The organism is Halosegnis sp. (assembly GCF_042216475.1).
GTDB lineage: Archaea > Halobacteriota > Halobacteria > Halobacteriales > Haloarculaceae > Halosegnis.
The window spans coordinates 127,930-148,698 of record NZ_JBDGTV010000008.1; the positions used below are offsets into that span (position 1 = coordinate 127,930).

Sequence of the window (20,769 nt, forward strand, 5' to 3'; positions counted from 1 at the left end):
TTCGACCATACCCGGGCGTCGGCCGGGAGCGTGAAAACCTTTGGTGGCAGAGCTACCGAGTGAGTTAGGCGGTGACGACGCCTTCTGCCTCGAGTAGTTCCTTGTAGCGATTGCGGATGGTGACCTCCGAGATGTCGGCTACCTCGCCGACCTCTGACTGGGTTACCTTCTCGTTCGTCAGGAGTGCTGCCGCGTACACCGCGGCCGCCGCGAGCCCGACCGGCGACTTTCCGGAGAGTTGGCCGGCCTCGCGGGCGGCCTCGATGAGTTTCCGGGCCCGAATCTCGGCCTCGTCAGAGAGGTCGAGGTCAGAGGCGAACCGGGGAATGTAGCTTTCGGGGTCAGCGGGTGCGACCTCTAGGCCAAGTTCACGGACGACGTAGCGGTACGTCCGGGTGAGTTCCATCTTGTCGATTCGGGAGACGCTGTGGACCTCATCGAGCGAGCGGGGAACACCCGCCTGCCGGGCAGCCGCGTACACGGCGGCCGTGGAGACCCCCTCGATGGAGCGACCCGGCAGGAGGTTCTCGCTGAGCGCCCGCCGGTAGATGACGCTGGCAGTCTCCCTCACGTTGTCTGGGAGGCCGAGCGCGGAGGCCATCCGGTCGATCTCGCCGAGGGCCTGCTTGAGATTGCGCTCCTTGGAGTCACGGGTGCGGAACCGCTCGTTCCACGTCCGCAGCCGCTGCATCTTCTGCCGCTGGCGGTTGGACAGAGACTTGCCGTAGGCGTCTTTGTCCTGCCAGCCGATATTCGTCGACAGCCCCTTGTCGTGCATCATGTTCGTCGTCGGGGCGCCGACGCGGGATTTTTGATCGCGCTCGGCAGAGTCGAACGCGCGCCACTCCGGCCCACGGTCGATTTCATCAGACTCGACAACGAGTCCGCAGTCTTCACAGACCGTCTCGCCGTGCTCAGCGTCCGATCGGAGGTCGCCGCCACATTCCGGACAGGTAAACTCGGACTCTGACTCTGCGTCTACCTGCGTCTCGTTAGCGGCACGCTCGCGGCTCGTGGTTTCGGCATCCGTCTCGGATCGTCGGTGGGTGCGTATCTCTGATTCACTCATGATTGAAAGGGTGGCAACGGGCTACCGGGCAGGGGAATACCAGGAGGGCCGGCACCGCGCTTGCTAACTATCTGTAAGTGCGATAAGTATTTAAAACTGTCGCCAGTGTGCGCCCCTCAAACCTGCTCGAATGCCCGCACGAGACGCTCTCACACGGGAATCGCAATATTCCGGTAACCCGTCAAAGATTGACGAAAGAATCTAAACGTTTCTGGGTTGCTCAGCGAATGTCGCCGCGGAAGGAGACCGCGCTGTACAGGATCAGCGCCAACGTCGCCATACCAAACACGGCCGCGTCAAGCGTCCACTTGCCAGCCACGCCGTACAGCGCATAGGTGGTTGCCCCGAGTAGGAACGCGACGATAGCGTGTTTCCAGCGCAATTCAACCGCACGCACGACGGTGTTCGCGTCAAGCGAGGGACCCTCATCCGTGGTACTTCCGGCCATGGGTGTCAGTCACCACGTGGCGAAAAAACCTTTGGGAACAGCCTCAAGATGACCGCCCGCTTCGGCCGCGGCATGGAGAAAGGCGCGTGGGCGAGCCGGTTGCTATCGCTGTACCCGACGAGCCAGCCGCCTCAACCAGCTCTCGAGACGGCCGGAGACCTCCGGGTGCTCGGCGACCGGCTGCTCGCGGCCGGTTTCGACCTGTTCGTCTGTCTGTTCGTGCTTGAGGCACCGGCCCTGTACGTGTTGGACGCGCTCTCAGGCGGCATCGTCGGGGAGTCCCCGCTGTTCGTCCCGGCGACACTGGCAGCGCTAGCGCCGCTCGTCGTCACATACTCGTTCGTCTTCGAATGGCGCTACGCTCGCACACCAGGGAAAGTATGGCGCGGGCTCGTCACTGCGACGGACGCCGGCGAGCCGTGCACCGGGCTTGCCAGCGCTGTGCGGAATCTCTGTCGGTACTTCGACTACCTAGGGATTCCACCACTTGTCGTCGGTGTTATCGCCGCGCTCGTCTCAGGGCGCGGCAAACGGCTCGGCGACCAGCTTGCGGGAACAGTAGTTGTCCGGGCCGGCTGACTACGCGCCGGCGGCCTTCTCGCGGACGGCCGTCGACCGGCCGACCCGATCGCCCGTCTCTGGGTCGAACAGCATGACCCGTTCAGGATCGATGACGAGCCCATACTCGCCCTTCTTACCCTCGAAGTCGGCATGGGTGACGACAGTCACCTCGCCGAATGGGGTCTCGAAGATGCTGTGGGTCTCGTCGCCAAGCGGTTCGTCGAGCATGTGCGTCGCTGGGATACCCGCCTCAGGGTCCTCTTCGACGCTCATATACTGTGGGCGGATGCCGACCCGCACAGGTTGGCCGGCGTACGACCGAAGCACGTTGCCTGCCCGTTCGACACTGTACTCGTGGTCGCCCACCGCGACCCGAAGGCTGCCGTCGCGCTCGACGACTTCCCCGTCGAAGAACTGGGTCGTCGGCTGGCCAATGAACGAGGCGACGAACTCACTAACCGGGTTGTCGTACACCTCTTTCGGCTTGCCGACCTGCTCAAGCTCGCCGTCGTTCATCACGGCCACGCGGTCCGACAGTGTCATCGCCTCCTCTTGATCGTGGGTGACGTAGAGCACCGGACAGCCAATCTGGTCGGTAACCTGCTCGACAATAGGGCGCAGTTCGCGCTTCAGCTTCGCGTCAAGATCGCTCATCGGCTCGTCGAACAGGAACACTGTCGGGTCACGCACGAGTGACCGGCCCAGTGCCACCCGCTGTTGTTGACCGCCGGAGAGGCTCGCGGGACTTTTATCGAGCTGGTCGGTGATCTGGAGCAGTTCGGCGGCGTCTTGGACCTTCTCGTAGCGCTGGGACTTCGGCTCACCGGCTATCTTCAGCCCGTAGGCCATGTTATCGCGCACGCTCATGTGTGGGTACAGCGCGATGTCCTGGAATAGCAGCGCGATGTCCCGCTGCTGGGGCGGAAGGTCTGTCACGTCGCGGTCGTTGAAAGTGATGGTGCCGTCCGTCGGGGTGTCGAGTCCGGAAACACACCGAAGCGTGGTGGTCTTTCCACAGCCCGAGGGACCGACGAGCGTGACGAACTCGCCGTCGTCGATTGTCAGGTCGATACCGTCGACGGCGACGACTTTGTCGCTGCCGTCGCCAAACACACGCCGTACGTTGTCGAGAGTGACTGTCATAGTGAACGAATCTGGAATCCTTTCAGCAGATAACTCTGCAGGAAGTACGCGAACAGCAGGGGTGGTACCGTCGTCAGCATCGACGCCGCGAGAACATCGCCCCACGGGGCGCCGTACCCCTGGCTGATAAGCCGGAAGATTCCCGGCGCGAACGTCGTTGCCTCATTGCGCGGTAGCAATATCTTCGCGAAGGTGAAATCGTTCCACGCCAGCGCGAAGGCGAACAGTGCTGCCGCGATGATGGCCGGCTGGGTCTGCGGAACGATGACATCCCGGAACGCCCGCCACCGCGAGGCGCCGGCAACCCACGCGGACTCCTCCATGGCCTCGGGAATGGTTTGGATATACTTCCACATCAGCCACACCGAGAACGGCATCGAGATGGCAGTCAGCGCGATGATGAGCCCGACGCGGGTGTTGAGCAGGCCGATCTGCTTCCAGATGAGATACAGCGGCAAGCCGAGCACGATGGGGCTGAACATGTAGCCGAACAGGAGGAAGCGGGCGAAGTCCTCCTTGTAGCCGAAGTTCAGCCGCGCGAGCCCGTAGCCCGCGACGAGCGACACGACGATGACACAGACGATTGTGCCGAGCGTGACGACGGCGCTGTTGAACAGATACAGCGCCACGTCGCCGCCGATGAGCGCCTCGTAGTACTGGAGGGTGAACGTCTCCCCGGAGGGGAGCCACGTCACCGCGCGGCGCGCCTCACGGGTCTTTAGCGAGCTCTGGAACATCCAGTAGATGGGGAACATAATGATGACGAAGAACATCACTGCACTCGCCAGCAGCGCTCCCTGGTAGATCTTGTCGGCAGTCCGGAAGTCGAGTCCAAAGACGCCACGGACGGCGTCGTGGTCGGTGTCGGTGCTCATGTCTCCACCTCGTCGCTCGGGTTGAACGCTTTGAAGTAGCCGATGGCGCCGAACGCGAGGAAGACGAACATCACGACCGCCATCGCGTTGGCGGCGCCGTAGTTGCTCGCCTCGAACGCCTCGCGGTACGCCAGCACGGGCAGCGTCGTCGTCGCGTAGCCGGGGCCGCCCTGTGTCAGTATCCAGATGAGGTCGAACTTGTTGAACATGAAGATAGACCGCAACAGCACCGCAACCAGAATGACCCCCTGGATGCGCGGCAGCGTCACGTCACGGAACATTTCCCACTTGTTTGCTCCGCAGACGCGAGCAGCCTCGTAGAACCGCTCCGGGATTGCCCGCAGCTGCGCCAGCGTGAAAATGGTAATGAACACCGAGAACTTCCAGCTCCCGACAAGGATGACGATAGGCATTGCTAGCCCCTTCTGACCGAGTGCGAACGTACTGTCGCCCCAGAGGTTGAGCCACTGTGACCCCATCTCGTGGAACACCCCGTAGAAGGTGTCAAACATGAAGACGGCCAGCAGCGAGATGACGATAGTTGGAACGAGGTATGCAGTGAACACGACTGCCGTCGCCACCTTCTGGAAGCGAGCGATACGGTTCAGAGTCAGTGCCATCCATAGCCCGACCACCAGCTGGAGCAGCGTGCTCCCGACCATGAACAGGACACCACGGACGAGCGAGCGCCAGAAGCCGCCCTGCGCCAGCGTCGACAGCCCCTCCGTCGAGAGGGCCTCAACCAGCGCCGGCAGCCCCGAGAGCACCTCGCCGTAGTTGTCCAGTCCGATCCACGTCCACTCGGGGTTCAGGAGCGGGATCTGGTGGAACGATGCATAAATGGCGAACAGTACCGGGATGATGGAGATGATGAGATACAGGACGATGACTGGGAGGATCGTCCCGATACCCAGCAGTGTCTCCGTATCGACCGGCAGCCGCTCAAGCGAGAACCGGGGAGTCGCATCCGGTTCCCGTTCAATGGTCTCACCGGCCATCGTTCCCTCCCGCGGCACGTAGCCGGCGCGTCATTGAATCCGGCTGCGAGCTTCCTTGACGACCTCGTTTGCGCGCTGGAGCCCGAACTCGTAGGCCTCCTGCGGTGTCGACGTCTCCGTCACCACCTGGTTGATCATCTCCGCTTGGAAGAAGAACCGGTAGTAGTAGACGCCGATCTTGCTGTTCGAGAGCACACCTGATCCCTCAACATTGCCGTAGTACTCGGGGACGATCTCGTTGTTGACTCGCTGAAGCCCCTCGAGGATGCCGGGGAATTTCTCCCAGAGTCCGTAGTTCTGGAAGGCGTCAGAATCAACGACGTCACCGTATGCTGGCAGGAACCGCGTTGGCTCGGTCTCGTACATCCGTGCCGTGCGGTTCGTCTCTGACCCGTAGAGGAATCGGAGGAACTCCTTCGCCCCCTGTGTGTTGTCCGCCTCAGCGAACACGTTGTGACCGTCCGGCGTCGGATTCGATAGGTACGAGTCCTCTTTTGTAATGCCGCCCTCCTCCCACAGCGGGAGCGGGGCGACCTCCGTATTCTTCGCGATTTTATTCGCGCCCACCGCAGCCGCGACGCCCGCGGGCCACATGTTAAGATTGTACTGCTGGGCGAACTGACCGCCAGCCCAGTTGCGCAGCGACGCGCCCCACCCGACGTTCGTCGGGTCCGGAGAGTACTGCGACAGCTCCTTGAAGTACTCCAGCAGGGTCGTGATTTCCTCCTCAGGGAACCACACCTCAACATTCTCTTTCGCCTCGGGGTCCTCGAACCGCAGCTCAGAAGCCCCCATATTTGATAGGAATACTTGGAACTCGTCGTGGGCCTTTCCCGTCTTAGAGCCCGCCAGCCCGTACCCGCGGATATCGAGGTCCGACTCGTCAATGATGCGAGCGTTCTCCAGCAACTCTTGGAAGGTCGTGGGCACCTCAAGCCCGAGCTCGTCGTAAACGTCTTGACGGTAGTGAAGTACGCTGGCGTAGCCCCCGTGTGTCACCTGCCAGTACTTATCTCCCTCGTGGTACGGTTTCGTCGTCAGCTCGCCAGCTACCTCCTCGGCATCGGCGACGACATCACCGACCTCCGCGAGCTGGTCTGAGAGGAACAGATCACCCACCTGCTCAAACGTTGAGGTATTGAACCCGGGCGGATCACCTGACTGGACGAGGTTCGCGAGTCGGCTCTCTTGGTCTCCCGAGAAGCCGGAGTATTCCATCCGGACAGTGTAATCGGACTGCTCCTCAAACGCGGGAACCAGCTTGTTCTCCCACTTCTTTTGCCAAGCCTCGTTGTTATAGTCCGTTAGGACGTGGACTTCGCCACCGCCGGAGTCACCGCCACCGCCGCTCGTCCCCGTGTCAGTGTTGCTGCCGGAGTCGCCACCCTCGGAGCCACCCTCGGAACCGCCGCCACCGCCGGAACAGCCAGCCAGTCCAGCGAGGCCCGCTGCGCCGCCGAGCGCCATCGCCTGTCGCCGGCTCAGCGACCACTCGTCGTCAACTTCCTCCGGAATGACATCATCAATGTCTATGTCTGGCATAGTCATGAGGTCATGTTAATCCTACCGTATTAAACTTATGGGGTACTGTTCGTCTAAACGTATAACCAAGTTACCAGCGTAAACCAGCGCAGGGGTCGCTCGCTACGCTGGTCGCCGTGCCCCGATGTTACGCTCACACCGTGAACATTTCCCGACGAGATGCTCACACCGTGAACAGATGCCCGTCGGTCGGTACCTCTAACAGGCCCACGCGGGCGCCCGCATCGAGCCACGCGTGACCATATGAGAATGCCGCGAGTGCATTGACGAGATCGCCGTCTGCCCGGAAGTGGCGGCCGTCGGTCAGATATGAATCAGCCATCTCGAGACAGTCTTCGGCCGCTTCGTGAAGCGGCGACCCTTGAGGAGCTGCGACCGACGCGGCTGCGAGCGCCTCTGTGAGTAGGTCCTCGTAGCGATCCGTCTTCTCCGGTAGGTCAGCGGTCATACGGGTCGTTCACACCCCGTCGCGTTGACCCTTCCGCTGAGGGTCGTGTGTCTGCGCGGCCAGCGGGCGCAAGCTAATTACGGGCCGGTGGGCTATCTGCTCGCATGACAGCAGACACCGACCACCGTCGGCTCATTGTGGCCGGTACGGGTATTGCGGGGCTGAGCGCCGCCATCTATGCCGCCCGGTCGAACAATGACCCGCTTGTTCTCGAGGGGGTCGAGCCAGGCGGCCAGCTTACACTCACGACAGATGTCGCCAACTATCCCGGCTTCCCCGAGGGCATCTCCGGGCCAGAGCTGGTCGACAATATGAAAACACAGGCCGAACAGTTCGGCGCCGAGATTGACCACGGTGTCGTCGTTGATGTAGACGACACCAAGCGGCCGTTCCGCGTTGAGCTCCGGGACGGTACTGTCTACACTTGCGACGCATTCATCGCCGCCTCCGGTGCCAGCGCGCGCACGCTCGGTGTGCCCGGCGAGGACGAACTGATGGGCTACGGGCTGTCGACGTGTGCGACCTGCGATGGCGCCTTTTTCAGGGACGAAGAGATGCTGGTCGTCGGCGGTGGAGACGCCGCTATGGAGGAAGCAACCTTCCTCACCAAGTTCGCCTCAACGGTCCACATCGCTCACCGCCGCGAAGGGTTCCGCGCCGAGGACTACTGGATTGACCGCGTGCAAGAGAAAGTCGACGAGGGCGATATCGAGATCCACCGCAACACGGAACTTCTCGAGATTCACGGCTCTCCCGAAGAGGGCGTCGATCACGTCACCCTTGCGGAACACCCCGAGGGGTACCCCTCGGAGAAGCTTGAGGATCCCGACACCCGGACGTATGACTTCGACGTCGGCGCCGTCTTCTACGCCATCGGCCACACCCCCAATACGGAGTATCTTGAGGGGACCGGCGTTGAGACGGATGAAGAGGGTTACATCCGCACGCAGGGGGGTCGTGGCGGCGGCCAGACCCGGACGGACGTGGACGGCATCTTCGGCGCCGGCGACGTCGTCGACTTCCACTATCAGCAGGCAGTCACTGCCGGTGGGATGGGTGCGAAGGCCGCCATCGACGCGGATCAGTACCTCGAGGACGAGGCTCCGCTCGCGAGCAGAGAGCCGGAGACGGAGGCGGCAGCAGACGACTGACGCGAGCTGAAGCGGTCGTCCGCATCTGGCGTCGGCAACCCACAGGATGAAAAGTGGCCGCTCCCTCAGGTAAATATGGTTGATTCTCAGACCATCGCGCTCGATATTGACGGTCCAGACGGCGACGACGAACTCACGCTCCCCGCTGCGCTCGTAGACATGTTCGCGGAGGGTGACGAGAACGCCGCGGAAGTCGTCGGCGACCTCGCAATGATAAACGCCGCCCAGCAGGTGCATGCTGCCGTAGCCCACGGCCAAGGCGAGCCCTCCGCAGAGCTAGAGGCACTGGAGACGGCGCTGATGGACCTCTTTGAGGAGCGGTTCGGTCAGACGTTCGGCGAAATGACTGGCCACGACCACTAAGACCGCCATACCCTTGCGGGCTGCGGTCCTCGGTAAAGTATGGAGTTGTATGACGACCTCGCCGGACAGGTTGCGCTCGTGACGGGCGCCACCCGCGGAATCGGTGCACAGATAGCACAGAATCTGAACGAATTGGGGGCGACCGTCTACGCAAGCGCCCGCTCGGTGGACGACGACGTGCCCGACGGCTGCGAGAAGGTGTTGCTTGACGTCACTCAGGAGGGCGATATTGAGGCTATTGCAGATGGAGTCTTCGGCGAGGTTGGCCGACTAGATGTGCTGGTCAACAATGCTGGCATCGGCGAGTTCGGCGACGATATCGTCGCGGAGCCGACCGATCGCATCAACCGGACGCTGGCGACGAACCTCCGTGGACCGATGCTGCTGTGTAAGCATCTCGTGCCGCTCCTGCTTCAGCAGGAGGCCGGTCGCGTCGTGAACGTCTCCTCGGGGATGGGTCAGGTGAGCGATATGGGTGATGGCTCGCCGGCCTACCGCATATCGAAGGCCGGGCTCAACGGGTTAACGGCGTACCTCCACGGGGAGTACAACGACCATGGGCTCATCGCCAACTCCGTCTGTCCGGGGTGGGTCAGAACAGATATGGGCGGCGAGGAGGCGGACCGCTCGGTCAAAAAGGGGGCAGAGACGCCGACGTGGCTCTGCCGGTTCCGGCCCGGCGGCGAATCGGGGAAGTTCTGGCGCGACCGCGAAGTCATCGACTGGTAGCCGACTCAGACGGTCTGCTCGCGCTGCTCGGAGGTGCCGAGTAGGAGCGTCCCTACGACGGCAAACAGGACGCCAACGACGCCGAGCACCACCTGCATCGCAATTGACGGGACATTCCCGAACGTCATGAATCCGATAAGGACGGTTCCTGCGAGGATACCGACAGCGCCGCCGAGCACTTTCTGTCGTTCCGAAAGCCGCCGGTTCACCGCGAGAAGCGAATCGTACATGTCCGGCGCTTGCGCGTCCTCGTATTAATCTCCATCCGTTCGCCGCGGCCGGGGGCTTTTGTTCGACGACGCTGACTTCCGGAGCGTGACGACGTACTTCGATGACTTAGAATCGGGCGAGAGTGCGACGTACGGCCCTCATCAAATGAAGCGAGCGGCGATGATTGAGTTCGCCGAGCGGTTTGACCCCCAGCCGATGCACCTCAATGACGAAGCGGCCCGCGAGCGTGGCTACGACGGCGTCTTCGCCAGCGGCTACCATACCGTTGGCGTAGCGACCCGACTACTCGTCAAAAACTTCCTCAACGAGTCGGCGAATCTCGGCGGGCTCGGCGTTGACGATCTACGCTGGCATGCGCCAGTCTATCCAGACGACCGGCTGTTCGCTCGCCATGAGGTGGTTTCAACGCGCGTCTCCGAGTCGAACCCCGATCGCGGCATCGTCGTCCGGGACGTGGAAGTGCTTCGTGCCGGCGAGTCGGAGGATCCCGCGGATACAGAAACTGTCTGCTCGTGGACCGTGACGATTCTGATGGGCCGTGATCGGTAGGGGCCGGCTCAGGGCCGAGTGGTCGCCCACACCGCGAGCAGGCCGAGCCCCAGCGCCGGCAACAACGGTAGGACGAGGAAGGCATCCCGGTAGCCGAGCCCAAGCGACGCGGTAAACGCGCCCGCCCGCGGCAGGTAGAAGAGTACCGATGGGACGACAAGCAGAGAGATAAACAGCCACGCGACAAGTAGCCAGCCCCGCCAGCCGAACTCGCGGTCTGCTCCGCGAGGTTTCGCCCCGTGAGCGTCTACGCCCGCGTCATCGGTCGCGTCGCCACCTGTCTCCCCCCGGCTGGTCATTACAGTTCGCTGTCTGGGACGACGACCACTTTGCCGAACCCCTCTCGCTCCTCGAGCATCTCATGGGCACGAGCGGCCTCGCTCATCGGCAGGACATTGCGAATCTGTGGCTCGAAGGTACCCTCCCAGACCAACTCGAGTACCGCGTCGATATCGTGGTTCGCGCCCATCGTCGAGCCGAGGATGTCGTACTGGTTCCAGAACAGGTCGGCGATGTTTACCTCGACCTTGGGCCCACCGGTTGCGCCACAGGTGACGAGCCGCCCGCCCTTTGCGAGTGACTCTAGTGACGACTCCCAGGTCGCGCCGCCGACGTGGTCAACGACGACATCAATGCCCCGTCCGTCAGTGTGATCCTCAACGAATTCGGCGAACGACTCTTCTTCGTAGTTGACGACGTGGTCGGCCCCGAGCGCCTTTGCGGCTTCGAGTTTTGTTTCCGTCGAGCCCGTAGCATACACTTCACAGCCGGCGTGGTCGGCAATCTGGACAGCGGCATGACCGACTCCGCCTGATGCGCCAAGCACGAGCACGCTTTCGCCGGCCTCAATGTCAGCCCGTGAGTGTAGCATCCGCCAGGCGGTCTGGAACACAAGTGGCGCTGCCGCGGCCGTCTCCCAGTCGACGTGGTCCGGCACCGCGACGAGGTTGTCCTCCGGAAGGGCGGTGTACTCGGAGTGGACGCCCGTCGAGTGCTCGCCCGTGATCGTGTACTGGACACACTGGGAGTGTTCGCCCGCTCGGCAGTGCTCGCAGTCGCCACACCACGAACCCGCAGCGACGGCGACGTGGTCGCCCTCCTCGAAGCGGGTCACATCCGGCCCTACCTCAACGGCAACGCCAGCGGCGTCTGACCCGGGGATGTGGGGGAATTCGCCGGGCGAGGGCATCCCCTTGCGTGTCCACACGTCTAAGTGGTTAAGCGCACCCGCTTTCACGTCGACCAGCACCTCATCGCGGCCCACCTCCGGGTCCGGCAACTCGCCGTACTGGAGGACATCCGTGTCGCCGTGCTCCTCGTAGAACACTCCTTGCATGCGCGAAAATCTGGAGTGTGGCCACTAAGTCGTGCCGGTCGCCCATGAGCAGGGCTGGCGCATCCACACGCCGGGTAGGTCACCCCTCATGCTCGGACAGCGCCTCATCAACGATGTCGGCGTACGCAGCTTGGGTGTGGACCTGAGTGACCTCTGTCTCCACCGACGGGTCCATACTGTACAGCGCGTTCGCCCGCTCGAGCGACGCGCGGTCGGGAAACTCGCTAACGACGAGTGCATCGTAACCGGCGATGTCACCATAGTAGGTTCCCTTCACCTCGCCGCCCTGGCTCTCAACGAGCGCGACGGCCTCTTCGTACCGCTCCCTGACGTTCTGAATCGCCTCTGCTTGGTGGTCTGGTCTGATATCGATGAGCGTGACAAACGTCGGCATCCGTGCTCACCGCCCGCACGTTCTCGGTGGATGGTCCTATACCCACCACGTGACACGGTGGCCCGGGGAACGAAACCGGCTTGCCAGTGGCCCACGAGCAGTCCACGTGTCCCGAGCCGTCACGCGGTGGACCTACCTCGGACTCACAGTCCTGTTAGTCGGCCTGCTCGTTGCGGGGTCGGGCGCGGCTACCCATCTTGAGGAGCGCCGCTGTGCGGCCGCGGGCGTCGTCAGCGTCGTTCCCACTGCAGAGCTGGACGGCTCGCCAGACGGCTATGACCGCGTGGACTTCGAGGAGCTCACCGCCGAGGAGCAGCGAGTATTTCGCAGCGTCCGGTCAGCTGGCGGGCAGGCGCTGACTGACCGCGACGCCATTCGTGAGGCGGTCGTAAGCTACGAGAACGAGACGTACCTCGTCGCCGTCGCGACAGCCTCGGGGTCGTGTACACCGTGGGACCGTGAGCGTGTGCTCGTGCCGCTGGTTGCTGGCCTCGTCGTCTCTGCTGTCGGCCTTGTGCTCGTCCGTGGGCGCGAGCACGATTGATGGGTGGGCTTTTCTCCCTCGCGGCCGCCCACCCAATATGGGCGACGACGGTCACACGGCGGATAACCACTCGCACGGCGACCACGGCCACGACCACCATAGCCACGACCTGCGTGCGCTCGACGCGGGCGTGCTCACCATCTCCTCCTCGCGCAGCCTCGCCGAGGATCCGGCCGGCGACGCCGTCACGGCCGGCTTCGAGGCAGCCGGTCACACCGTCGCTACACGCGACCTCGTGGGCGACGACCGCGAGGTCGTCCAATCAACCGTGTCACGACTCGCTGACGAGACGGATGTCGTCGTGACGACTGGCGGGACAGGCGTGACCCCCGACGACGTCACCGTTGAAGCAGTCCGACCACTCTTCGATAAGGAACTTCCGGGCTTCGGCGAGCTGTTCCGCGACCTCTCCTACGAGGAGATTGGAACGAAGGTGGTCGGGACCCGGGCAGCCGCCGGTATCGTCGACGTGACGCCCGTCTTCTGTCTACCAGGATCGGAGAACGCCGCGCGGCTCGGCACCGAGGAGATAATCATCGAGGAGGCACCACATCTTGCGGGGCTGGCCCGCCGGGACGGATGAAACACCTCCCGAAGCACCTGCGCCAGCGGTGGCGGTACCTCGCAGTCGAGCTCGAGTCATGGCCTGACGCCGACCTGCGGCGTGGGGACTTCCAAGGGGCGCTATGGCGGGCCGCACGCGCGCTTATCGGAGATGCCGGCAGCGCCGATATCGGCCTTACTGTCTATGGGTTCGCGTTCGAGGACGGGACAGGACACGCTGTGGTCCGGGTTCGCCGGCCGGCCGTCGACCGAGGACGAGCTGTGCTCGCCTGTCTCGACCGGGTGAATGGCCACCCGGTCGGGGTTCGAATCCGCGGCGTTTCGGGCACCGTACGGGCCTGTGAAGAAAAGTATATACGAGACGCGGAGATATCCGTAGAAGAGAGACACGTCGCCCTCGCAGGTTCCGAGCGGCGCGCCGTCGTCCGGTCCGCTCGCGTCGACGCGCGGGTCGGTGGCGGCTACCTCGGGGCGACCGACCTCGACTGCGAGTAGACCATGCAGGGACAATCCCAACAGCAGGCGTACGACCGCGGGATCACTATCTTCTCCCCGGACGGCCGCCTCTATCAGGTCGAGTACGCGCGAGAGGCCGTCAAGCGCGGCTCCGCAAGTATCGGTGTACGAACGGCAGACGGCGTCGTCCTCGTCGTTGACAAGCGGTCGCGCTCACCATTGATGGAGCCGGCCTCTGTCGAGAAGCTACATAAAGCCGACGACCACGTCGGCATCGCGAGCGCGGGACACGTCGCCGACGCGCGACAGCTTATCGACTTCGCTCGCCGGCAGGCACAGGTAAATCGTCTCCGCTACGGCGAACCCGTCGGCGTTGAGGCGCTCACCAAGGAAATAACCGACCACATCCAGCAGTACACGCAGGTCGGCGGCGCCCGGCCGTTCGGCGTCGCGCTCATCGTTGGCGGTATCGAGGACGGGGAGCCGCGGCTCTTCGAGACGGACCCCTCCGGAACGCCCTACGAGTGGCAGGCGCTGGCTGTGGGCGCCGACCGTGGCGAAATTGACGACTATCTCGAGGAGCACTACGACCCCGAGGCAACCCTTGAGGAGGGAATCGAACTCGCGCTGTCAGCGCTCGCGTCGGTCAACGACGGCGAACTCGACCCCGAGGGAGTTGGTGTCGCCACGGTGGATGCGGAAACGGAGTCGTACGTCGGCCTCTCGGACGAAGAGATTGCCGGCCACCTGTCGGAGTACGGCCTACTCGCGGACAGCGAAGAGTGACGACGCGGGTGGCTTTTAGGGACCCACCCACGTAGCGGCGGGTATGATTTCGCTGGACGAGGCCGTCACGGCGCGACTCGAGTCACACGGCGAGCGGTTCGAGGTGCTCGTTGACCCGGACGCCGCGCTCGCCATCTCACGAGGAGAATTCGAGGGTGACATTGAGGACGTCATCGCCGCGGAGGATGTCTTCGAAGACGCCGCCTCAGGTGACCGACCGCCGGAGAGCGCGCTTGAGGAGGTGTTTGGCACGACCGACCCACTCGACATTATTCCAGAAGTCATCAAACGGGGAGAGATTCAGATTACCGCCGACCAACGCCGCGAGATGCAGGAGCGCAAACGGCGCCGACTCGTCAACATCATCGCCCGCAATGCCATCAACCCGCAGCAGAACGACACGCCACACCCACCCGAGCGTATCGAGCGGGCACTGGAAGAAGCGGGCTTCACTGTCGATCCGATGGAGCGGGTCGAGCCACAGGTCGACGAAGCGCTTGATGCGCTCCGACCCGTCATTCCCATCCGATTCGAGGAGATGACCGTCGCTGTCCAGTTACCGGCTGACTACGCTGGTTCCGGACAGGCAAAAATACGCGAATTCGGCGAGCTTGAGCGGGAGGAGTGGCAGTCCGACGGCTCGTGGGTCGGCGTCGTCACCTTCCCGGCTGGGATGCAGGACGACTTCTACGACCTCGCCAACGAGGTGTCTTCCGGCGAGGCCGAGACACGTGTCATCAAGGAAAAAGACGAACTGGACACGCGTTGACTACCCCCGCTTGAAGCCGAGCATGAAGCCGCCAGTGAAGCCAGCAGACACAGACAGTGTCGAGAGGATGGTCTGGAGCCACGAGGGCGGGGCCCCCGCGGCCGCCTCGCGGCTCGCCTTCACGAACCCGGCGGTGAGCCGCTCCCAGTCAACGGTGAGGATGCCTCTCGACTCGAGGAATTTGAACAGGGCCAACTCCAGCCCGACAATGATGGCCACCAGTTTGGCCACCTTCTTGGCCGCGAAGCCGATGATCCCCCCGATGACGGCTCCGGAGCCGAACTCCAGTCCAAGTTGCTGGATGTTAATGTCGAGTACCATGCCAATAGGCGGGCCGTCGGGGAATATGGCTCTTGTGGCGTGGGCTCGAATCGGGCGCACGCTTATGTGTTCGTGTGTCCAAACTACGCTGAGTGACAGGGAACGCCGACAACGGACCCGTCGTCGTCGCGAAGCGGGGCGACGTCCCCAATCCCGACACAGCAGAGATACGCGATCTCGCCGGCGCCGCCGGCTACCGCGTCGTGGGAGAGGTGACCCAGCACCGCAAGGAGGACCCCGCCTACTGTCTCGGAGAGGGAAAAGTCGCCGAACTCGCCGCGCTCGTCCGAGAAAAGGACGCGAGGACAGTCGTCTTCGATAACCGGCTCGGCCCCTACCAGACGTACAATATCGGCAACACACTCCCAGAAGGGGTCGAGGTGCTCGACCGGTTCCGACTTATCCTCAAAATCTTCGGCCAGCGCGCTCAGACTAAAAAGGCCCAACTCCAGGTTGAACTGGCCGAGCTCCGGTATGAACTCCCGCGAGCCGAGGCGAAAACGTCTCTTGCGAAGCGCGACGAGCGGCCCGGCTTCATGGGGCTTGGGGAGTACGACGAGTCGCGCGAACAGGACATCAAGGCACAGATTGCCCGCATCAGCGACGAACTCGAAGCCATCGAGACGACCGAACAGCACCGCCGCGAGCAACGCCGCGAGTCGGGGTTCGATCTCGTGGCGCTGGCCGGTTACACGAATGCGGGAAAGTCAACGCTGCTGCGTCGGCTCGCCGCAGATCTCGCCGTCGACGAGAATGACGGCCGTCACCCGGACTTAGACCGGACGGCCGAGAGCGAAGACCGGCTATTCACCACCCTCGGGACGACAACCCGGCGAGCAGAGATGGGGAAGCGGGACGTGCTCGTCACTGACACCGTCGGTTTCATCTCTGATTTGCCCCACTGGCTCGTTGAGTCGTTCAAATCAACCCTCTCAGAGGTCTATCGAGCCGATCTCGTCTTGTTAGTGGTGGATGTCTCCGAGCCAATCGAGGAGATACGCGAGAAACTCGTCACCAGTCACGACACACTGTACGAGCGCAACGAGGCGCCGATTGTCACTGTTCTCAACAAGATAGATGAGGTGTCAGAGGCGGAATTGGAGCGCAAGCGGGAGGCGCTGTCTGCGCTGGCTCCCAACCCAGTTGCCGTCTCCGGTGAGGAGGGGTTAAATCTTGACACGCTCCGGGCACGTGTTGACGACGAACTTCCCGACTTCGAGCGTGAACGGCTGGTCGTTCCGATGTGTGATGATGCGATGAGCCTCGTCTCGTGGGTTCACGATCACGCTGCCGTCGACGACGTACACTATGGGGAGCAGGTTATCATCGAGTTTGAGGCGCGTCCGTCAATCGTCGAGCGGTCCCGCGCCAAGGCGGCTGATCTCGCTGCCCCCGCAGGGGGGTAACTCATTCAACGCGTTGCTTCTCTTTCCGCTCCACCTCAACATCGGTGATACGCGTGTCAGGGTAGTCGCCGTTCTCGTCTTTTTCGGCCGCCTTCACCATATCCCAGACGACATTTAACCCAGTTGTTACTCCCTGGAGCGCCTCCATCTCGCAGCCCGTCTTCCCGGTCGTCTCGACGGCCACCATTAAATCGATACGGTCGTGGCCGACATCGAAGGTTGTCTCGACATTTGAGACGGGTATCTGGTGACACATCGGCACTGTCTCCCACGTGTGTTTTACTGCCTGTATCGCGCCGACCCGCGCGACCGCGAGCACATCTCCTTTTTTTACGTCGTTAGCGCGCACCGCTGCAGTGGTGGACTCGGTCAGATGAATAGTACCGCTCGCGACCGCACGACGATGACTGTCTGGCTTCGCTCCAACATCGACCATCTCGGCGGCGCCTTCCTCGTCCGTATGGGTGAGTTCGTCGTCCATATCCGCGGATACGCCGAGAGACGGATAGGGTTACGGGTCAGTCGGCCCGTTCGGCCACGAGCACGCCGGCTTGGTCTGCGACCATCTCGACAGCCGCGAGCGTGAAGCCCGCGTCCGTCAGCGCGTCCGCAAGCACGCCGACTGTGGCTGGATCGTCCACCTCCGGTGCGTAGAACGGTTTTTCAGGGTCGGGTTCCCCAAAGAACATCACATCCCCGAGCACGAACGCTCGTGGGTTCAGCGCTGCAATCGTCTCTATTGCCTCTCGCTTTTCCGCATCCGAGAGATGATGCATCGCAAAGTTGGACACGACGACGTCGACCGGCCCGTCGTAGTCGGGGTCGCGGAACTCACCATAGGCGAACTCCGCATTGTCGATGCCCTGTTCCTCGGCCTTCGCCCGCGCTTGATTCATCATCCCTTCGCTCACGTCCCGGCCAACGACCCGCGCGGCTACGTCCGCCAGCGCGAGACCAATGGCGCCGGTGCCACACCCCAAGTCGAGCACCACGTCGCCGTCCCCAATCCGGGCACGGGCGTGCTCGACGACTAACCCTGCACAGGCGCGGTATTCCTCACTGTCCTGCGTCTCGTCGTAATCGCTCGCGTACTCGTCAAACCGTTCGGCGTGCTCCTCAACCGTCCGTTTCATCGTCTGGGAGTCGAACCCCCGGCTGTATGAACGACTCGGCCGCGCGCTCGCGGTTGCGCTCCGTCAGCCGGCCCCACTCGCGGAGTCCTTCGCGAACCCACTCGGCGCCAAGTCCCACCTGCTCGCCGACCGCCGCGAGTTCACGGGGAGCTCTCAGCGCGAGGTGAGAGGTTGGATTGCCGCTGACAACGTATGGTGTCTCGTAGTGGTCGAGGATGTCCCGCAGTTTCTGGAGACTTCGCAGCGCCTGCACCCGGTCGCCGCCCGTCGCCCGGAGGACAGGCCCTATGTCAAACTCCAACCTGACCCCATTGCGCGCGGCTGCCTTCGCGAGAACGTGGTTCACATCGCCGTCGCCAGCCATCGGGTGTGCAAGCACGTCGACTCGCGGCTCTTCGCAGGCGAACCGATTCACCGAAATGTCGCCGCCGTGGACGCAGACAACTGTCCGCTCCCCGCGGTACCGCTTCACTAGTTCCGCGAGTTGCGAGCGGTCGTCCGTGCGGAGTTCGATGCCCTGGACAACGTCAACCCCATGAGCATCCGCGACGAGTTCGGCGTCGTAGTCGGCCTGTCGACCGCCGTGGTTGCGTACCACGACTCCGTTATACCCATATTCGGCGGCCATCAGCGCGTGCCGTGCAACGGTGGCGTCGCCGTCAGGATGAGCATGGACGCCCTCGTACATACCCGTCTCTCGCAGGGCGACCTCAAGGGCCTTCGGATGCCATCTACCCGCCCGCAACCCTTTTTCCGGGGCCCGGCGAGGTACGTCCAATGACCGACCTGCGCGAACTGCTCGGCGGCATCGTCGACGGCGTCGACGCGGTGTGTCTCTTCTCGCCGAGCGGCACCTACTACGACTCGTTTGCCGATGCCGACGTGCCGGTCGTGGTGGTCGCACGCGAAAACACGGTCGAGGCCGACCTGTTCGTCGAACTTCCCTTGGAGTTTGCGGAAGTACGCGAGCGTGTCCGGTTTGGGCTGGAGGGCGCTCTCGAAAACGGCCACATCACCGAGGAGCAAGAGGTGGCGTGTGCCACCAATGTCTTCGAGGGAGGAATCGATACGGTCACTCGGGTGGATGCTGACTCGTTCAGCCGATCGGGCGTTTACGGATTGTTCGTCGAGTCACGGGCTGATCCCAGCGTAATTCGAGACGTGTTCGAGGTGGCCATCGAACTCGGCAAGAAGGGCCAGAAGGGGAATCAAGTGGGTGCGCTGTTCGTCGTCGGCGACGCCGGCAAGGTGATGAACAGGTCGCGGCCGCTGTCGTACAATCCCTTCGAGAAGAGCCACGTCCACGTCGGTGACCCCATCGTGAATGTGATGCTCAAGGAGTTCTCGCGGCTGGACGGTGCCTTCGTTGTCTCTGACTCCGGAAAAATTGTAAGCGCATACCGATATCTCGAGCCCTCCGCAGAAGGCACAGACATCCCGAAGGGGCTCGGTGCGCGCCACATGGCCGCAGCGGGTATCACCCGCGAGACGAACGCCGTCTGTATCGTGCTCTCGGAGTCTGACGGGCTGGTGCGTGCGTTCCAGGGCGGCGACCTCATTCTCGAATTGGACCCGGAGGCGTACTGAGATGCTCCAATTCTCGACGGCCGACCTACTGGACGCGCTCGTGCGACTGTTCACCGACCGGGTCGACCTGTTCGCGGGGCTGGTTGTCCTCCTATTGGCCGTTGTCGCTGGACTCCTCGCGCGCCGGTACGTCCGCGGGCTGCTCTACGGACTCGACGTCCCCGAGGCCGTCGATGGGACGCCCTTCGAGCGGACCGCCCGTCGATTCGGCACCTCAACCGTAGGATTACTGGCGAACCTCTGTGGGCTATTCGTCCTGGCTGTTGGCGGGCTGGCGTCGCTGCGGCTCGTCGGTCCAGTCCCTCAGGATCTGCTGACACTCCAGTTGACCGGCTTCCTCCGGCAGGTGTTCGTCGCCGCGTTCGTATTCATCGTCGGCATCATCACGGGCGACAAACTGGAACTGTACGTCGGCGAGCGACTCCGCGGCGTGAAGGTGCCCGAGGCTGGCCTGCTGCCGCGGCTGGTGAAGTATAGCGTCTTCTATGTCGCTACCCTCATCGCGCTGTCACAGCTGGGGGTGGCGACGCTCCCGCTGTTGATTCTGCTCGCCGCCTACGCGTTCGGCGTCGTCTTACTGGGCGGGCTGGCCATGAAAGACCTGCTGGCGGCCGCCGCCGCCGGCATCTACCTGCTGTTGACGGAGCCGTACGTCATCGGTGACGAGGTGGAAGTGGACGGCCGCCGCGGCATCGTTCAGGAAGTGGACACGTTCGTCACCCGCATCGAGTCGGACGGCGAGGAGTTCGTCGTCCCCAACCACCGCGTGTTTCGGTCGGGTGTCGTGGTCGTGCGGGGCTGAGTCACTCGCGCGGCTCGCGAATCTCGGCAGGAACGCCCGCAACCGTCGTCTCAGGTGGGACATCATCGGTGACAAGTGACCCCGCAGCTACCTGCGCGCCGGCACCGATTCGGACTCCTGGGAGGATGACGGCCTTCGCGCCCACCATCGCCCGTTCACCGACGACGACGTCGCCGAGCCGGTACTCGTCTTGCAGGAACTCGTGACACAGGATAACGGCGTCGTAGCCAACGATGCATCCCTCTCGAAGCTCGATTCGCTCGGGCCAAAACACGTCCGGCGTCGCTTCCAGCCCCCATGCGACGCCATCGCCGACGGAAACGCCCAACCGGCGGAGCGCCCAGTTCTTCACGCGTAACGACGGCGCCAACCGTGCCAGTAGCACAAACAGGTAATTATAGATGACCCGAAGCGGCGACTTCTGGTCGGTCCATGACCACAGCGAATTGCGTGGCCCCGGCGTTTCGTGGCGCTCCAGCCGGTCGAACCGCGTCCCCGAGTCGCTCACGGACCACATAGCGGCCGGGGCGATTTGAAGCTACCTCCGTCTCCCCGTCGCGCGGC

At 63.2% G+C, this 20,769-nt stretch carries 29 protein-coding genes; 13 read left to right on the forward strand and 16 right to left on the reverse strand.

The features are described 5' to 3' along the window. Positions 1-64: 64 nt before the first annotated feature. Positions 65-1,069, reverse strand: a complete 1,005-nt coding sequence (locus tag ABEJ63_RS04960) for a transcription initiation factor IIB family protein (protein ID WP_375795245.1) — start codon at positions 1,067-1,069, stop codon at positions 65-67. 220 nt (positions 1,070-1,289) lie between these two features. Beyond that, positions 1,290-1,517 (reverse strand): hypothetical protein, encoded by a 228-nt coding sequence (locus tag ABEJ63_RS04965; RefSeq protein ID WP_375795246.1) that lies wholly within the window; start codon positions 1,515-1,517, stop codon positions 1,290-1,292. 48 nt (positions 1,518-1,565) lie between these two features. On the opposite strand from ABEJ63_RS04965, the gene ABEJ63_RS04970 reads away from it, so the two are divergent. After that, positions 1,566-2,096: an RDD family protein gene (locus ABEJ63_RS04970; protein WP_375795247.1), complete on the forward strand. Its 531-nt coding sequence runs from the start codon at positions 1,566-1,568 to the stop codon at positions 2,094-2,096. On the opposite strand, the gene ABEJ63_RS04975 is transcribed toward ABEJ63_RS04970, so the two are convergent. The 5 genes from ABEJ63_RS04975 to ABEJ63_RS04995 form a co-directional block, all read right to left on the reverse strand. Continuing rightward, positions 2,097-3,221: an ABC transporter ATP-binding protein gene (locus ABEJ63_RS04975; protein ID WP_375795248.1), complete on the reverse strand. Its 1,125-nt coding sequence runs from the start codon at positions 3,219-3,221 to the stop codon at positions 2,097-2,099. Beyond that, complete coding sequence (locus ABEJ63_RS04980; RefSeq protein WP_375795249.1) at positions 3,218-4,096, reverse strand: carbohydrate ABC transporter permease; 879 nt, start codon at positions 4,094-4,096, stop codon at positions 3,218-3,220. Before ABEJ63_RS04980 ends, ABEJ63_RS04975 begins: the two co-directional genes overlap by 4 nt. After that, positions 4,093-5,094, reverse strand: coding sequence for a carbohydrate ABC transporter permease (locus ABEJ63_RS04985; RefSeq protein WP_375795381.1), 1,002 nt, complete (start codon positions 5,092-5,094; stop codon positions 4,093-4,095). The genes ABEJ63_RS04980 and ABEJ63_RS04985 overlap by 4 nt, the downstream gene beginning before the upstream one ends. Before the next feature lie 30 nt (positions 5,095-5,124). Further along, positions 5,125-6,636, reverse strand: a complete 1,512-nt coding sequence (locus ABEJ63_RS04990) for an ABC transporter substrate-binding protein (RefSeq protein WP_375795250.1) — start codon at positions 6,634-6,636, stop codon at positions 5,125-5,127. Between the two features lie 163 nt (positions 6,637-6,799). Then, positions 6,800-7,084 carry a DUF357 domain-containing protein gene (locus ABEJ63_RS04995; protein WP_375795251.1) on the reverse strand — a complete coding sequence of 95 codons (285 nt, stop codon included), beginning with the start codon at positions 7,082-7,084 and terminating at the stop codon, positions 6,800-6,802. 104 nt (positions 7,085-7,188) lie between these two features. Between ABEJ63_RS04995 and ABEJ63_RS05000 the strand changes: the two genes are divergently transcribed. The 3 genes from ABEJ63_RS05000 to ABEJ63_RS05010 all read left to right on the forward strand — a co-directional run bounded on the left by ABEJ63_RS05000 (position 7,189) and on the right by ABEJ63_RS05010 (position 9,327). Then, positions 7,189-8,235, forward strand: a complete 1,047-nt coding sequence (locus tag ABEJ63_RS05000) for an NAD(P)/FAD-dependent oxidoreductase (protein WP_375795252.1) — start codon at positions 7,189-7,191, stop codon at positions 8,233-8,235. Positions 8,236-8,310: 75 nt separating this feature from the next. Then, positions 8,311-8,598 (forward strand): hypothetical protein, encoded by a 288-nt coding sequence (locus ABEJ63_RS05005; RefSeq protein ID WP_375795253.1) that lies wholly within the window; start codon positions 8,311-8,313, stop codon positions 8,596-8,598. A gap of 39 nt (positions 8,599-8,637) precedes the next feature. Then, a complete protein-coding gene (locus tag ABEJ63_RS05010) occupies positions 8,638-9,327 on the forward strand; it encodes an SDR family NAD(P)-dependent oxidoreductase (protein ID WP_375795254.1) in 690 nt (229 codons plus the stop codon). A 5-nt stretch (positions 9,328-9,332) separates the two neighbouring features. On the opposite strand, the gene ABEJ63_RS05015 is transcribed toward ABEJ63_RS05010, so the two are convergent. Then, a complete protein-coding gene (locus tag ABEJ63_RS05015) occupies positions 9,333-9,557 on the reverse strand; it encodes a hypothetical protein (RefSeq protein WP_375795255.1) in 225 nt (74 codons plus the stop codon). A gap of 58 nt (positions 9,558-9,615) precedes the next feature. Between ABEJ63_RS05015 and ABEJ63_RS05020 the strand changes: the two genes are divergently transcribed. Further along, entirely contained in the window at positions 9,616-10,107 is a 492-nt protein-coding gene (locus ABEJ63_RS05020) for a MaoC/PaaZ C-terminal domain-containing protein (protein ID WP_375795256.1), read from the forward strand. An 8-nt stretch (positions 10,108-10,115) separates the two neighbouring features. Here ABEJ63_RS05020 and ABEJ63_RS05025 read toward each other — a convergent pair whose 3' ends face one another. From ABEJ63_RS05025 to ABEJ63_RS05035, 3 genes are all read right to left on the reverse strand, one after another. After that, entirely contained in the window at positions 10,116-10,406 is a 291-nt protein-coding gene (locus ABEJ63_RS05025) for a hypothetical protein (RefSeq protein ID WP_375795257.1), read from the reverse strand. Next, positions 10,406-11,443 (reverse strand): zinc-binding dehydrogenase, encoded by a 1,038-nt coding sequence (locus ABEJ63_RS05030; RefSeq protein WP_375795258.1) that lies wholly within the window; start codon positions 11,441-11,443, stop codon positions 10,406-10,408. The genes ABEJ63_RS05025 and ABEJ63_RS05030 overlap by 1 nt, the downstream gene beginning before the upstream one ends. 79 nt (positions 11,444-11,522) lie before the next feature. After that, positions 11,523-11,837, reverse strand: coding sequence for a GYD domain-containing protein (locus ABEJ63_RS05035; protein ID WP_375795259.1), 315 nt, complete (start codon positions 11,835-11,837; stop codon positions 11,523-11,525). A 106-nt stretch (positions 11,838-11,943) separates the two neighbouring features. Here ABEJ63_RS05035 and ABEJ63_RS05040 point away from each other — a divergent pair, with 106 nt between their 5' ends. The 5 genes from ABEJ63_RS05040 to ABEJ63_RS05060 are packed head-to-tail and all read left to right on the forward strand — an operon-like array spanning position 11,944 to position 14,956. Next, on the forward strand, positions 11,944-12,381 hold the full coding sequence (locus ABEJ63_RS05040; RefSeq protein ID WP_375795260.1) for a hypothetical protein: 438 nt from the start codon (positions 11,944-11,946) through the stop codon (positions 12,379-12,381). Positions 12,382-12,418: 37 nt separating this feature from the next. Continuing rightward, entirely contained in the window at positions 12,419-12,964 is a 546-nt protein-coding gene (locus ABEJ63_RS05045; protein WP_375795261.1) for a molybdenum cofactor biosynthesis protein B, read from the forward strand. Beyond that, positions 12,961-13,440, forward strand: coding sequence for an Rpp14/Pop5 family protein (locus tag ABEJ63_RS05050; protein ID WP_375795262.1), 480 nt, complete (start codon positions 12,961-12,963; stop codon positions 13,438-13,440). The genes ABEJ63_RS05045 and ABEJ63_RS05050 overlap by 4 nt, the downstream gene beginning before the upstream one ends. 3 nt (positions 13,441-13,443) lie before the next feature. Then, on the forward strand, positions 13,444-14,187 hold the full coding sequence (gene psmA / locus ABEJ63_RS05055; RefSeq protein WP_375795263.1) for an archaeal proteasome endopeptidase complex subunit alpha: 744 nt from the start codon (positions 13,444-13,446) through the stop codon (positions 14,185-14,187). Between the two features lie 43 nt (positions 14,188-14,230). Beyond that, entirely contained in the window at positions 14,231-14,956 is a 726-nt protein-coding gene (locus ABEJ63_RS05060) for a ribosome assembly factor SBDS (RefSeq protein ID WP_375795264.1), read from the forward strand. Here the strand turns inward: ABEJ63_RS05060 and ABEJ63_RS05065 are convergent, their stop codons facing one another. Further along, positions 14,957-15,277: an FUN14 domain-containing protein gene (locus ABEJ63_RS05065; RefSeq protein WP_375795265.1), complete on the reverse strand. Its 321-nt coding sequence runs from the start codon at positions 15,275-15,277 to the stop codon at positions 14,957-14,959. Positions 15,278-15,369: 92 nt separating this feature from the next. Here ABEJ63_RS05065 and hflX point away from each other — a divergent pair, with 92 nt between their 5' ends. Beyond that, positions 15,370-16,683: a GTPase HflX gene (gene hflX, locus ABEJ63_RS05070; protein WP_375795266.1), complete on the forward strand. Its 1,314-nt coding sequence runs from the start codon at positions 15,370-15,372 to the stop codon at positions 16,681-16,683. A gap of 1 nt (position 16,684) precedes the next feature. Here the strand turns inward: hflX and moaC are convergent, their stop codons facing one another. Genes moaC through ABEJ63_RS05085 form a run of 3 tightly spaced genes read right to left on the reverse strand, consistent with a single transcriptional unit; the run spans position 16,685 to position 18,504 of the window. Further along, positions 16,685-17,164, reverse strand: a complete 480-nt coding sequence (gene moaC, locus ABEJ63_RS05075; RefSeq protein ID WP_375795267.1) for a cyclic pyranopterin monophosphate synthase MoaC — start codon at positions 17,162-17,164, stop codon at positions 16,685-16,687. Between the two features lie 37 nt (positions 17,165-17,201). Further along, on the reverse strand, positions 17,202-17,816 hold the full coding sequence (locus ABEJ63_RS05080) for a class I SAM-dependent methyltransferase (RefSeq protein ID WP_375795268.1): 615 nt from the start codon (positions 17,814-17,816) through the stop codon (positions 17,202-17,204). After that, on the reverse strand, positions 17,800-18,504 hold the full coding sequence (locus ABEJ63_RS05085; RefSeq protein ID WP_375795269.1) for an RNase P subunit p30 family protein: 705 nt from the start codon (positions 18,502-18,504) through the stop codon (positions 17,800-17,802). Before ABEJ63_RS05085 ends, ABEJ63_RS05080 begins: the two co-directional genes overlap by 17 nt. Before the next feature lie 89 nt (positions 18,505-18,593). Between ABEJ63_RS05085 and dacZ the strand changes: the two genes are divergently transcribed. Further along, positions 18,594-19,403: a diadenylate cyclase DacZ gene (gene dacZ / locus ABEJ63_RS05090; RefSeq protein ID WP_375795270.1), complete on the forward strand. Its 810-nt coding sequence runs from the start codon at positions 18,594-18,596 to the stop codon at positions 19,401-19,403. A 1-nt stretch (position 19,404) separates the two neighbouring features. Next, the gene (locus ABEJ63_RS05095) at positions 19,405-20,205 is read left to right on the forward strand and encodes a mechanosensitive ion channel domain-containing protein (RefSeq protein ID WP_375795271.1); all 801 of its coding nucleotides are present in this window, start codon (positions 19,405-19,407) and stop codon (positions 20,203-20,205) included. Between the two features lies 1 nt (position 20,206). Here the strand turns inward: ABEJ63_RS05095 and ABEJ63_RS05100 are convergent, their stop codons facing one another. After that, positions 20,207-20,713 (reverse strand): acyltransferase, encoded by a 507-nt coding sequence (locus ABEJ63_RS05100; protein WP_375795272.1) that lies wholly within the window; start codon positions 20,711-20,713, stop codon positions 20,207-20,209. Positions 20,714-20,769: the final 56 nt, after the last annotated feature.

Excerpts from the sequence above, each read along its gene's own strand:
- ABEJ63_RS05050 (WP_375795262.1), top strand. The coding sequence starts at position 12,961 with ATGAAACACCTCCCGAAGCACCTGCGCCAGCGGTGGCGGTACCTCGCA.
- ABEJ63_RS05095 (WP_375795271.1), top strand. The coding sequence starts at position 19,405 with ATGCTCCAATTCTCGACGGCCGACCTACTGGACGCGCTCGTGCGACTG.
- ABEJ63_RS05000 (WP_375795252.1), top strand. The coding sequence starts at position 7,189 with ATGACAGCAGACACCGACCACCGTCGGCTCATTGTGGCCGGTACGGGT.
- ABEJ63_RS04980 (WP_375795249.1), bottom strand. The coding sequence starts at position 4,096 with ATGAGCACCGACACCGACCACGACGCCGTCCGTGGCGTCTTTGGACTC.
- ABEJ63_RS05085 (WP_375795269.1), bottom strand. The coding sequence starts at position 18,504 with ATGTACGAGGGCGTCCATGCTCATCCTGACGGCGACGCCACCGTTGCA.
- ABEJ63_RS05010 (WP_375795254.1), top strand. The coding sequence starts at position 8,638 with ATGGAGTTGTATGACGACCTCGCCGGACAGGTTGCGCTCGTGACGGGC.
- ABEJ63_RS04975 (WP_375795248.1), bottom strand. The coding sequence starts at position 3,221 with ATGACAGTCACTCTCGACAACGTACGGCGTGTGTTTGGCGACGGCAGC.
- ABEJ63_RS05015 (WP_375795255.1), bottom strand. The coding sequence starts at position 9,557 with ATGTACGATTCGCTTCTCGCGGTGAACCGGCGGCTTTCGGAACGACAG.
- ABEJ63_RS05045 (WP_375795261.1), top strand. The coding sequence starts at position 12,419 with ATGGGCGACGACGGTCACACGGCGGATAACCACTCGCACGGCGACCAC.
- ABEJ63_RS04960 (WP_375795245.1), bottom strand. The coding sequence starts at position 1,069 with ATGAGTGAATCAGAGATACGCACCCACCGACGATCCGAGACGGATGCC.
- ABEJ63_RS05025 (WP_375795257.1), bottom strand. The coding sequence starts at position 10,406 with ATGACCAGCCGGGGGGAGACAGGTGGCGACGCGACCGATGACGCGGGC.
- ABEJ63_RS05065 (WP_375795265.1), bottom strand. The coding sequence starts at position 15,277 with ATGGTACTCGACATTAACATCCAGCAACTTGGACTGGAGTTCGGCTCC.
- ABEJ63_RS05030 (WP_375795258.1), bottom strand. The coding sequence starts at position 11,443 with ATGCAAGGAGTGTTCTACGAGGAGCACGGCGACACGGATGTCCTCCAG.
- ABEJ63_RS05005 (WP_375795253.1), top strand. The coding sequence starts at position 8,311 with ATGGTTGATTCTCAGACCATCGCGCTCGATATTGACGGTCCAGACGGC.
- moaC (WP_375795267.1), bottom strand. The coding sequence starts at position 17,164 with ATGGACGACGAACTCACCCATACGGACGAGGAAGGCGCCGCCGAGATG.
- ABEJ63_RS04985 (WP_375795381.1), bottom strand. The coding sequence starts at position 5,094 with ATGGCCGGTGAGACCATTGAACGGGAACCGGATGCGACTCCCCGGTTC.
- dacZ (WP_375795270.1), top strand. The coding sequence starts at position 18,594 with ATGACCGACCTGCGCGAACTGCTCGGCGGCATCGTCGACGGCGTCGAC.
- ABEJ63_RS04965 (WP_375795246.1), bottom strand. The coding sequence starts at position 1,517 with ATGGCCGGAAGTACCACGGATGAGGGTCCCTCGCTTGACGCGAACACC.
- ABEJ63_RS05080 (WP_375795268.1), bottom strand. The coding sequence starts at position 17,816 with ATGAAACGGACGGTTGAGGAGCACGCCGAACGGTTTGACGAGTACGCG.
- psmA (WP_375795263.1), top strand. The coding sequence starts at position 13,444 with ATGCAGGGACAATCCCAACAGCAGGCGTACGACCGCGGGATCACTATC.
- ABEJ63_RS04995 (WP_375795251.1), bottom strand. The coding sequence starts at position 7,084 with ATGACCGCTGACCTACCGGAGAAGACGGATCGCTACGAGGACCTACTC.
- ABEJ63_RS05060 (WP_375795264.1), top strand. The coding sequence starts at position 14,231 with ATGATTTCGCTGGACGAGGCCGTCACGGCGCGACTCGAGTCACACGGC.
- ABEJ63_RS05035 (WP_375795259.1), bottom strand. The coding sequence starts at position 11,837 with ATGCCGACGTTTGTCACGCTCATCGATATCAGACCAGACCACCAAGCA.
- ABEJ63_RS04990 (WP_375795250.1), bottom strand. The coding sequence starts at position 6,636 with ATGCCAGACATAGACATTGATGATGTCATTCCGGAGGAAGTTGACGAC.
- ABEJ63_RS04970 (WP_375795247.1), top strand. The coding sequence starts at position 1,566 with ATGACCGCCCGCTTCGGCCGCGGCATGGAGAAAGGCGCGTGGGCGAGC.